Origin of the sequence: Paraglaciecola arctica BSs20135, assembly GCF_000314995.1 — a bacterium.
Taxonomy (GTDB): Bacteria; Pseudomonadota; Gammaproteobacteria; order Enterobacterales; family Alteromonadaceae; genus Paraglaciecola; species Paraglaciecola arctica.
In genome coordinates this window covers 387,353-398,706 of the sequence record NZ_BAEO01000062.1, presented here as the reverse complement: position 1 = coordinate 398,706, position 11,354 = coordinate 387,353, and the positions used below count along the sequence as shown (strand labels likewise).

Below are 11,354 nucleotides of genomic sequence, written 5' to 3'. Positions count from 1 at the left end.
TAGTGAGCTGAAACACACAAAAAATCAACTGTGATTTCAAGCGTTTACAATAATGCTCTATTTCATCTCCTATTTCATGTCTTATTTTTACAATTGTTTGATCGGGTTGAGAATAAATTGGGAATTTAGGTTCATTAACAACAAATCAATCTCTCCCCTCAGGCGACTGTGACCATTTATGTTTGTTAGGCCAAGGCAATAAACATCGACTGCAAGCGCCAAGCACATACCTTAGTCATATCACCTTATAATACAGCTATAAAAACCAACTATTTACTGCGGTTTTCTAAAAACAAGAATAAAACGGTCGGTATTTCCTGTCACTGTTTTACGGCCTACTTCAAAGGTTAAGGCATCGTCTGGTCGATAAAACTGATCTGATGATTTTTCTAAAACAAAACCCGCGGCTTGTACTTCAAGTATGACTTTTACTGCATCTTCACGTCTACGTAGTTCGTGAGTTTCAGGGGCCATATGGCGACGACTGTGATCAACAATCACATAAATACCACCAGGTTTTAAAGCATCGAATGTCGCTTGGTTTAATTTGACTTTGTCTTGGGCATCAAAATTATGATATTCACGAATGTTCAACAACATATCAGCATCGTGCATAGCAAAGTCTAAATGACCTAATTGGTATTGCTGCTCTTTGTTGTTCCAGTCCAATTCTATAGGTAATTTTTTCGCTTTGTTCATTGGATCAAGTGCCAATAAGTCATTCATATTATTTAACCATACTTCGGGGTAAGCGAGATGTAGCTCTCCTTTATCTTTTAAAAGTGGCGCCAAAATTTTGCTATACCAGCCATTTCCTGGTGCGAACTCAATAACCTTCATATCTTCTTTTAGACCAAAATACTCAAGAGCATATAGAGGGTCGCGATTAGGGTCGCGAGCAGTATCTTCTTCGGTTCGATGTTCCATTTTTATAGTTGCTAGCACCTTTTCTTGAAATGGACTAAGTGCAGCAACTACCGAGAAAGAGGTAGAAGCTATTAACAGAATTAACAGTGATTTTTTCATGATTTTCCTTTCTAGTTTAGAAACTAAATACTGCGAAAAATAATAACAGCTATGTCTGCTCTAATGGCTATATTTACAAAAAATAGTGGCGAAAGTAGCTAAAATTGAAACTTCAAAAAACTGCACTCAAAGTAATTTTGTTTAATATGATGATTTGAACAAAATCCACTGCTAATTTTGATTTTTAATGACTCCTTGGCTAGGACGTTTGCATTAGCTTACGGGCTAGCTATAATCCTGCCCTTTAATTTCTTCTACGCCACCTAAAAGCCTTGTAACTATGCAGTTTATTATCAAACTTCACCCAGAAATCATCATGAAAAGTCGCAGGGTGCGTAAACGTTTTACCTTTTTGCTGGAAGGCAATGTACGACGAATTTTTGAACTTAATCAGCTGTCGGTTGAGGTGGTTTCATTTTGGGATAAGCTGGGCTTGAAGGTTAATCCACAATCCCTCGACAAACAAAATGACATTATTGACCTGCTACAACGTATTCCAGGTATTGATCAGATATTGCTGGTACAAGAAAGTAAATTTACTGATTTACAGGATATCCGCGAACAAGTTAAACAAATCTGGCAACCCTTATTACTAGGTAAAAGTTTTGCGGTTCGTGTTAAACGTCGTGGCGAGCACCCATTTTCGTCCATGGAGCTTGAACGCAATGTGGGTGGCTACCTCAAGCAAAATTGCGAAACTAACGGAGTCAATCTTAACGCTCCCGATTTAATCATCGAATTTGAAGTGAACGACGACACTTTGACCCAAAATCACCGCCGTATTAAATGTTTAGGTGGTATGCCATTACCCACTCAGGAAGAAGTCGTATCCCTTGTATCCGGGGGTTATGATTCGGGTGTAGCGACTTATCAAATGATCCGCCGCGGTGCGCGCACCCATTTCTGTTTTTTCAATATGGGAGGCCGCGAACATGAAATAGGTGTTAAGCAGGTTAGTTATTATCTGTGGAAACGTTACAGCGAATCTCACCGCGTCAAATTTGTCGCTGTTGATTTTGCGCCAGTTGTGGCCGATATCCTTGAAAATGTGAATAACAGTCAAATGGGTGTAGTACTCAAACGTATGATGCTAAGAGCTGCCAGCAAGGTGGCTGATAAACTGGCCATTAACGCTTTAGTAACAGGTGAAAGTTTAGGGCAGGTATCCAGTCAAACGTTAACCAACCTAAGCGTTATCGATAAAGCTACAGATAAACTCATACTGCGACCATTAATTTGCATGGATAAGATGGAAATTATCAATCAAGCCAAACAAATAGGCACCGAAGACTTTGCCAAGATCATGCCCGAATATTGCGGCGTTATTTCACGCAAACCAACGGTTAAAGCACAACTGGAAAAAATTGAATTTGAAGAAAGCAAACTCGATTTCAGCATAATTGAGCGCGTAGTAGACGAAGCTAGAATGCGCGATATTCGCTCCATAGGCCAAGAGGCAGAACAAGAAACTAAATATGTAACAAACGTAGAAGTACTGCCAGCAGATTCTGTGGTACTAGATATCCGCAGCGCTGAAGAACAAGAACAAGCTCCGCTGTTATTACCCGAGCTAACAGTGAAACACATTCCCTTTTTTAAATTGGCCTTAGAGTTTCCTTTACTGCCACAAGATAAAGCCTATTTTCTGTATTGTGATCGCGGCGTGATGAGTCAATTACAAGCCTTGTTGTTACATGAACATGGTTATACACAAGTGCAGGTATATCGTCCTTAGTTACACTTAGGTACGTTTTGCTTACTTTTTGCTGCTGTTGGCAAAAAGTAAGTCGCATCGAAGGGATTCGGTGTAAAAACTGCCAAGGAAGGCAGTAAGCGCCAGCGCATGTTTTAGCACCTTGTAAAAACAGAGCCCACTAAAGCATAAAAAACAATTACCCCTCGAATCCCATCCACTTACTTGCTATATTCGCCCGCATATAAATAAGGTTTAGTGTCGTTTTACAACAACACAAACTAAATGGGAATTTGGTGAAAGTCCAAAACTGTACCCGCAACTGTAAACGTTTATCAAAACGTAAGTCAGATACCAGCCTTATATACCTTTACAGTAAACAGTTACAATAAAGAGTTTACTTAAAGACACCTTTAAATTTTCGTGCGGGAACACACGGATACATTATCTTTGAACCGCTTCTATGCTGTTTATGATGTGTTTCCTTTCTCGTGACACTTGAGTCAACATCTTGATTTTGAATGTTTTTCTGACTATTAAATACAAGCGTAAGTGCGAGCCAGTAAATGTCTAGCCCAAGATCCCTTATTGCTAATAATGTGAACCTAAAAATTGGTCAACATCAGATTTTGTCTGATATTTGTCTTAATATAGGCGCCGGTAAGGTTATGGGTGTACTGGGGCCAAATGGTGCCGGTAAAACCAGTTTACTTAAAATGTTATCGGGGCAGCTAAATAGTCACAATAGTGTTAGTTGGAACAATAAGACGCTGACAGATTACGATCCAATGTCTTTGGCGCAGCAAATTGCTGTGGTCAATCAGCTTAACGAAAGTGTGTTTGCATTAGACCTTTACCAAATAGTACGCATGGGTTTGTTACCCCACAAATCATTACTTAGCAGACACACAGCTGACGACGAAAAAAGTATCAAAGACGCCATATCCCGAGTCGGTCTAGATAACAAAGCGCAACAAACCTTTAGCTCCTTGTCTGGTGGAGAACAACAACGAGGTTTAATCGCCCGTGCGTTAGTGCAAAAAGCGGCACTTATCATCTTAGATGAGCCGGTTAATCACCTCGATGTGTATTATCAATACCAAGTACTGAGTTTGTTGCGCTCCCTTGCGCATAACTTAAATATCACTGTGGTGATGAGCCTACATGAGCTCAATTTAGCGGCTAATTATTGCGACCATTTATGTTTATTAGACCAAGGTAAAATGGTCTCTCAAGGCACACCTGAACAAGTGCTTACAGCTGAGCGTTTACAACAAGTATTTAAGATCCCTTGCCAAATAAGACATGACGGCATCAACTCCGCGTTTAGGGTGGACTTCTACGCTCCTGATGAAGTCGAATTAGACACTTCTCCTGCTGGTAAGGAGCCGCTTGATGAATAAAAAATGGTTACTTTTATGTTTGTTGGCCATCCTATCTCCATTGGGAGCCCTGTTTTTTGGTGCGGCAGATTTATCTAGCTCAGAACTGATCCAATGTATCACCCAAGGTTGCCAAGATCCGGTAAATAACATGATCTTCTGGGAAATACGCGCCCCAAGAGTATTTGTGGGCTTTTTAGTTGGTGCTGGTTTAGCGGTAGCCGGTGCGACTTTGCAGAATATTACTCGTAATGGTTTAGCCGATCCTTATTTATTTGGGGTAGTTTCGGGCGCTGGATTAGGCGCTAGTATTGCCACCTTGTTATTTGACAGCAAGTTAGCCGAACAGTTTGGGCTGATGCAAATGTTCCCAAGTTTATCTTTTTCGTTGGCTTTACCTTTTGCAGCATTTTTAGGCGCATTATTCGCGGTGTTTTTAGTGCAACTTTTAGCCACCAAAACCTTTGGCAGTAAAACCGAACATATGTTGTTAGCCGGTATAGCCGTGTCTTTTATGCTCAGTGCCCTGAGTCACTTTATATTATTTTTAGGTGAGCCTTTTGCCGCTAACAAAGTGATATTTTGGCTAATGGGAAGTCTAGCCCGAGTCGAAGCCTGGTATGCCTGGATCATGTTGCCAGTAGTATTGATAAGCGTGGCAATATTGTTGCTTTATGGCAGACATATGGATGCTTTATTACTGGGCGACGAAAACGCTAAAACCTTAGGCGTACAAGTCACCCAATTACGTATTTTATCACTGGCAATTTGCGCCGCCCTAACAGCCTGTATTGTGTCTTATTGTGGTGGCATTGGTTTTGTTGGCTTGATGATCCCACATATTGTTAGAAGTTGGTTGGGTGTCACCAGTCGTATTGTGATTATTGGCTGCGTGTTGCTTGGCGGCGGCTTTATGGTGTGGGTAGATGTGTTAGCTCGTGTGACCCTACCCGACCAAGAAATCCCCATAGGCATTATCACTTCTGCTATTGGTAGTGTATTTTTTCTGCTGGTGATGAGCCAGAGGCGAAATTAATGAACAAGGTATCTCAAATAATATGAACACACCTACGCCTGCAGTTTTTACAGCCGAATATTGGAATATTCCACAACTGGATAAGTCCCAGTTACCCGCCATTGAGCGTCACATTGACACTAAAACTAAACCATTAGGTGCCTTGGGACAACTCGAAACACTGGCGCAACAGTTATGTTTGATTCAAGGTTACAACTCAGGTAATTACCAACATATTGAGATCAAACAACCCACTATTATGATTTTTGCGGCCGACCACGGTATTGCCAAAAACGGGGTGAGCATTGCACCAAGCGAAGTAACCGGGCAAATGGTGGCAAACTTTTTAGCGGGCGGTGCGGCCATTAATTGTTTTTGCGATAGCTTAGATGTGCAGATAAAAGTGGTGGATGCGGGTATGTTATTCCCAGTCGAAAACCCCCACCCTATTTTAATTAACCAGCGTATTGCTGCAGGCACTGCTGACTTATCTATCGAGTCAGCTATGACTCTGGCTCAGGCCGAACAATGTTTATTGATGGGCGAACAAGCCGCTAAACAACAACTAGCGACTGGCACTAACGTCTTAGGTTTTGGCGAAATGGGCATAGGTAATACTAGTGCTGCATCAGCGCTGCTAAGTGTGTTAACTGGTCTATCAGCACAGCACACCACTGGTGTGGGGACAGGTATTACAGCGCAGCAGTTAGATAAAAAAATCCAACTTATTAGTCTTGCTCAAAAACGCGTTCAAGAAAAGTATCCTGATGAAAACTTAGACCCAGGTACAGTATTAATGGAAGTGGGTGGTTTTGAAATTGCTCAAATAGTTGGGGCAATGTTGGCCACAGCTAGTGCCGGAAAAACGATATTGGTGGATGGTTTTATTGTTTCAGTTGCGGCATTAATTGCCACTCGTATCGCGCCTAACACACAACAGTTTATGATCTTCGCTCACTGCTCAGCAGAAAACGCGCATCAACTATTACTCAAAGAATTGCAGGCCAACCCCTTACTCGATTTAGGTTTACGTTTAGGCGAAGGCACGGGTGCAGCGCTGGCTGTTCCACTACTTAAAGTTGCAGCCAATTTCTACAACAATATGGCCACCTTTGATAGTGCGCAAGTCAGGGTATGAGTAATAAATAATGCAAAGATGGCTTAAGTATCATTTGAATTTGTTTTTATTAGCGCTGAGTTTTTTCAGCCGCCTGCCTATGACCATAAACATTCAATACAGCCCAAGTAAAATGCGCAGGGCTGGCCGTTATTTTCCATTAGTAGGTTGGCTTTTGGCAGCTTTGCTTATAGCAGTCTATTGGCTGATGGCGCCTTTGGTTGGCATTTCCGCGGCCATGTGTTTATTGATGATTCTGAGTCTACTAATGACAGGCGCTTTGCACGAAGATGGCTTGGCCGACACCTTTGATGGTTTTTTTGGTGGTTTCACTACTGAGCGAAAATTAGCCATTATGAAGGACAGTCGTATTGGTACTTACGGCACTTGTGCTTTAGTTATGACATTAGTAAGTAAGTTTGTTTTGCTTAGTAGTCTTGCCGAACAAGGTTTGCTTGAGGTGAGTTTGTTACTGGCTTATCCACTATCCAGAGCCATGGCAATTAGCCTAGTTCAAGACATGCCCTACTTGGCTAATCGAGTACCAAATAGTAACAGTAAGAGCGAAACTGTTGCTAAACCTTTTAGCCCAAAAGTATTGATATTTGTATTAATAACCGGGGCAATGGCCTGTATTTTGTTACCTTTTTGGACTGCCATCTTGGTGTTAATTAGCAGCTTAATTTTAAGATATTGGTTACGCTTGTGGATGACTAAACATATTAATGGTTACACCGGCGATTGCCTCGGCACTGCGCAACAATTACAAGAATTATTGATCTATTTGATTATTTTATCGAATTCACAAATAACACTATAAAACAAGGAGTTAATTGATGATACATCTGGTACTAGGGGGAGCTCGTTCGGGTAAGTCTCGCTTTGCTTTGGAGCAAGTTATGCAACTAAGCGAAAGCAAAAACTTACCTGTTACTTTTGTTGCTACCGCCACAGCAATTGATCCAGAAATGGCACAAAGAATTGCTTATCATAAAGCTGAACGTCCCGACTACTGGCGCGTAGCTGAGGTACCACTGCGTCTCAACTTATTTCTAGAAGAAACAGAATTTTTACCTAAACAAATTCTGCTTATTGATTGTTTAACTCTATGGTTAAACAATCAATTATTTGAATACCCTGAGCAAAATTTCGAAACCTTATTTAGCGAATTGCTCAGCGCTCTAAAAACCAGCAAATGTAACATTTTTTTGGTATCCAATGAAGTTGGTCTAGGTGTCATCCCTATGGGGGAAGTGAGTCGTACTTTTGTCGACCAAGCAGGCAGGCTTAACCAAGCGTTGGCAGCCTGTGCTGATAAAGTCACCTTTACAGCAGCAGGTTTACCCATGACACTAAAAGATACCACCCTATGACAGACGATCTTAACCAGTTAAATGTCACTCAATTCGATATCATCCGTCATGGTCAAATTGATGGGCCAGCGGCGTTATATGGTCGCACAGATGTAGCCTTAAGCAGTGAAGGATGGCAACAGATGTATCAACAAACTAGCCGTCTGCATATTATCGAAAATATCATTAGTTCACCCCTTAGACGCTGCCAAAACTTTGCTCAAAAGCTCGCCAGTGAATATGAATTAACACTACAAATTGAAGCAGGCATTCAGGAATGCGATTTTGGTGAATGGGATGGCATTAAATTTGACAACCATTCCCAGCAATGGCCTTTAATGACTTCGTTCTGGCAAGATCCCAATCACAATACTCCACCTCAAGGTGAGTCGTTAGAAACCTTTCATAATAGAGTCGTAACAAGTTGGCAGTCGCTATGTGAGCAACACAGAGGACAACACAACTTATTGGTTTGTCATGGTGGCGTTATCAGGCAAATTTTAGCCCATATCCTGAACACAGATTGGCGCTCAGGCGATTGGTACAGCCAATTACAAATAGGCTACGCCAGTTTAACCCGCATTATTATCCCTGCTTATCCAGAGGCAAAACCCAGTGTTGCTTTTATTGGTCTACCCGCTGACTTTGGACATAACGAATTTGAGTAAACCATGACCAATACCCGATCAGCCACATTAATGATCCAAGGCACCACATCTGACGCAGGTAAAAGTGTATTAGTTGCAGGGTTTTGCCGCTGCTTAAAACGTATGGGTTATCGGGTTGTGCCATTTAAGCCACAAAATATGGCTTTAAATAGTGCGGTTACCGCAGATGGCGGCGAGATAGGCCGTGCGCAAGCCCTGCAAGCCCAAGCAGCCGGTGTAGAGCCACATGTCGATATGAACCCAGTATTACTTAAACCAAGCAGTGATACGGGTGCCCAGGTTATTATTCACGGCAAAGCCATCAGTAACATGCAGGCTCAGGCTTACCATGATTACAAAAAAGTGGCTATGCAAGCAGTGCTGGACTCCCACCAGCGTTTATCTGAACAATATCAAGTGATAATGGTTGAAGGGGCCGGTAGCCCAGCAGAAATCAATTTACGTGAAGGTGACATCGCCAACATGGGTTTTGCCGAAGCAGTGGATTGTCCGGTGATCATTGTGGCCGATATCGATAAAGGTGGCGTGTTTGCTCACTTAGTTGGCACACTAGAGCTACTTTCGCCAAGCGAACAGAACCGCGTGGTAGGTTTTGTGATCAACAAATTTCGCGGTGATATTGCCTTATTACAAAGTGGTTTAGATTGGTTAGAAGCGCGCACCAATAAACCGGTGTTAGGGGTATTACCCTATTTAATGGACTTACAATTAGCTGAAGAAGACGCCATTCAAGCCACCCAAACCCTAGCCCAAGATGATATTCGTTTACGTATAGTGGTGCCGGTGTTTTCACGCATCAGTAACCATACCGACTTTGATATGTTGCGCGCTCATCCACAGCTAGAGCTAACCTTTGTGCGCCAAGGGCAAAGTTTGCCAGCAACTGATCTTATTATTTTACCAGGCAGTAAACATGTCAGAGCAGATTTAGATCTGCTAAAACAACACGGTTGGGATAAAGACATTGCCAAACACTTGCGTTACGGTGGCAAAGTATTAGGCATTTGTGGAGGTTATCAAATGTTAGGCCAAACTATCCACGACCCAACAGGTATTGAAGGCACTATTGGTACATCCCAAGGTTTGGGATACCTGCCCATAAACACAACACTGCAAGTAGCAAAGCAGCTGACCCATAGTCAGGGCACACTATTATTAAAGTCAGATGGCCACAATAAACATATTGGAGCGACAATCTCAGGCTACCAAATACATGTTGGAAATACAGAACCAGAAAAAGGCTCTGAAGCCTTTTCGCTATTAACCAATGGACAACTAGACGGTTGTGTCAGCACTGACAACCAAGTCGCTGGCAGTTATTTACATGGCATGTTCGACTCACCCCAAGCGTTGCAACAGATTATCGCTTGGGCCGGTGCAGATACCCATGAAGCAGAAAATTATACTAGCCAACAAGAACATGAATTAGACCGTCTAGCCGATACTTTTATGACACATCTAGATTGGCAAAAAATACAAAGATTTATTACGGATCAAACAGACACTACAAATAAAACGCTGAAAATAGAGAGTAACCAAAATGACTGATGAAAAAGACAGCTCAAATGAAAAAGACAACGATCGCCATAAAAAACGCATGCAACAACAAAAGGCCAAAGTAGACGAGCGTATTGCCGCCGCCCAAGAAGACAAAGGCTTATTGTTAGTTTTAACCGGCAACGGTAAAGGTAAATCCACAGCGGGTTTTGGCACCATCGCCCGAGCAGTGGGTCACGGATTAAAAGCCGCAGTAGTGCAATACGTTAAAGGTGGCTGGGAGTGTGGCGAACGTAATCTTTTGGAAAAAAATGGCGTTGAATTTCATGTTATGGGTACTGGCTTTACTTGGGAAACCCAAGACAAAGACACCGATATTCAAGCCGCTCAAGCTGCTTGGGAACATAGCAAAAAATTGCTGCAAGACCCATCCATTGACGTGATATTACTGGATGAAATCACTTATATGGTCACCTACAAATATATCGATTTGGATGAGGTATTAGCAGCGTTAACTGCTAGGCCCAAAGATCAACATGTAGTGATTACTGGCCGCGCTTGTCATCGTTCTATTATTGAATTAGCCGATACTGTTAGCGAAGTTAGACCGGTTAAACATGCCTTTGATAATGGCATCAAAGCACAAAAAGGCATTGATTGGTGAGTAAATTTAAACATAGTGTTTGGGGGTTATGCTTATTAGCTGTGAGCCTGACTGTGCTTAGTGAAGACCAGTCTCTTAATGAAGATGTTGCGCTGAGTAAAGATCTGACTAAAGAACAAAAACAACAACGTAGGATCATTGCTCTTGCGCCACATATTGTTGAGTCTCTTTATCAAATTGGAGCAGGCGCACAAATTATTGGCACCACCGACCACGCCGATTATCCTGCGGCGGCAGAAAATATCTTACGAGTAGGCAATTATGCACGCTTACAAATCGAAAAAATCATTCAGCTTAAACCTGATTTAGTTATTGCCTGGAGAACCGGCAATCCAGCTGATGACTTAGAAAGATTAGAAAAATATGGGCTAAATGTTATTTATTCTGATCCTAGGAAACTAGCAGACGTGGCCAGTGAATTACTGATGCTTGGCAAAGTAACAGGCCGAGAAGAGATGGCCGAAAAATACGCTCATGAGTATTTAGATAAATTAAACAAAATCAGCAGCACATATCGAAATCAGGCGCCTATTAGTGTGTTTTATGAATTATGGGCTCGCCCCATACGTACAGTGGCAAAAAATGCTTGGTTACAACAACAAATCGAACTTTGTGGCGGCGCTAACCCCTTTGCTAAAGCCACAGATGATTACCCTAGTGTGGGCTTAGAACAAGTGTTAGTCACATTACCCCAAGTGGTTATCCAACCGGATCCCCACAGTGCAGACAGCCCAGATGGATTAAATTGGCGACAGTGGCGACATATTCCAGCAGTACAGCATGACTTTATTTTTCACCCTAACCCAGACAAAACGCATCGCATGACAGGCCGTATGTTGGATGAAGTGGTTATTATGTGTGAGCAAATTCATACTGCGCGGCAGTTTTATCTCGGACAAAAGGCTCAAAATAAATGATTGTTAGCAGTATGAATAGGTAA

At 42.1% G+C, this 11,354-nt stretch carries 11 protein-coding genes and 1 riboswitch; of the genes, 10 read left to right on the top strand and 1 reads right to left on the bottom strand.

Features of this window, described 5'->3' with window-relative positions; translation table 11 throughout:
* Nucleotides 1-273: 273 nt before the first annotated feature.
* Entirely contained in the window at nt 274-1,026 is a 753-nt protein-coding gene (locus tag GARC_RS22030; RefSeq protein WP_007624653.1) for a class I SAM-dependent methyltransferase, read from the bottom strand.
* A gap of 280 nt (nt 1,027-1,306) precedes the next feature.
* On the opposite strand from GARC_RS22030, the gene thiI reads away from it, so the two are divergent.
* From thiI to GARC_RS21980, 10 genes are all read left to right on the top strand, one after another.
* The gene (thiI, locus tag GARC_RS22025; protein WP_007624651.1) at nt 1,307-2,761 is read left to right on the top strand and encodes a tRNA uracil 4-sulfurtransferase ThiI; all 1,455 of its coding nucleotides are present in this window, start codon (nt 1,307-1,309) and stop codon (nt 2,759-2,761) included.
* A gap of 197 nt (nt 2,762-2,958) precedes the next feature.
* A riboswitch (cobalamin riboswitch) is annotated at nt 2,959-3,096 on the top strand.
* 189 nt (nt 3,097-3,285) lie between these two features.
* Complete coding sequence (locus GARC_RS22020) at nt 3,286-4,122, top strand: ABC transporter ATP-binding protein (RefSeq protein ID WP_007624645.1); 837 nt, start codon at nt 3,286-3,288, stop codon at nt 4,120-4,122.
* Nucleotides 4,115-5,137, top strand: a complete 1,023-nt coding sequence (locus GARC_RS22015; protein WP_007624644.1) for a FecCD family ABC transporter permease — start codon at nt 4,115-4,117, stop codon at nt 5,135-5,137. Before GARC_RS22020 ends, GARC_RS22015 begins: the two co-directional genes overlap by 8 nt.
* A gap of 22 nt (nt 5,138-5,159) precedes the next feature.
* Nucleotides 5,160-6,254: a nicotinate-nucleotide--dimethylbenzimidazole phosphoribosyltransferase gene (cobT, locus tag GARC_RS22010; RefSeq protein ID WP_007624643.1), complete on the top strand. Its 1,095-nt coding sequence runs from the start codon at nt 5,160-5,162 to the stop codon at nt 6,252-6,254.
* A gap of 10 nt (nt 6,255-6,264) precedes the next feature.
* Complete coding sequence (locus GARC_RS22005; protein WP_007624637.1) at nt 6,265-7,053, top strand: adenosylcobinamide-GDP ribazoletransferase; 789 nt, start codon at nt 6,265-6,267, stop codon at nt 7,051-7,053.
* 16 nt (nt 7,054-7,069) lie between these two features.
* Nucleotides 7,070-7,606 carry a bifunctional adenosylcobinamide kinase/adenosylcobinamide-phosphate guanylyltransferase gene (gene cobU / locus GARC_RS22000; protein ID WP_007624636.1) on the top strand — a complete coding sequence of 179 codons (537 nt, stop codon included), beginning with the start codon at nt 7,070-7,072 and terminating at the stop codon, nt 7,604-7,606.
* Nucleotides 7,603-8,253: a histidine phosphatase family protein gene (locus tag GARC_RS21995; protein ID WP_007624634.1), complete on the top strand. Its 651-nt coding sequence runs from the start codon at nt 7,603-7,605 to the stop codon at nt 8,251-8,253. The genes cobU and GARC_RS21995 overlap by 4 nt, the downstream gene beginning before the upstream one ends.
* A gap of 3 nt (nt 8,254-8,256) precedes the next feature.
* The gene (locus GARC_RS21990) at nt 8,257-9,801 is read left to right on the top strand and encodes a cobyric acid synthase (protein WP_007624632.1); all 1,545 of its coding nucleotides are present in this window, start codon (nt 8,257-8,259) and stop codon (nt 9,799-9,801) included.
* Nucleotides 9,794-10,414, top strand: a complete 621-nt coding sequence (gene cobO / locus GARC_RS21985) for a cob(I)yrinic acid a,c-diamide adenosyltransferase (RefSeq protein ID WP_007624630.1) — start codon at nt 9,794-9,796, stop codon at nt 10,412-10,414. Before GARC_RS21990 ends, cobO begins: the two co-directional genes overlap by 8 nt.
* Nucleotides 10,411-11,331: a cobalamin-binding protein gene (locus GARC_RS21980; RefSeq protein WP_007624628.1), complete on the top strand. Its 921-nt coding sequence runs from the start codon at nt 10,411-10,413 to the stop codon at nt 11,329-11,331. The genes cobO and GARC_RS21980 overlap by 4 nt, the downstream gene beginning before the upstream one ends.
* The last annotated feature ends 23 nt before the right edge of the window (nt 11,332-11,354 follow it).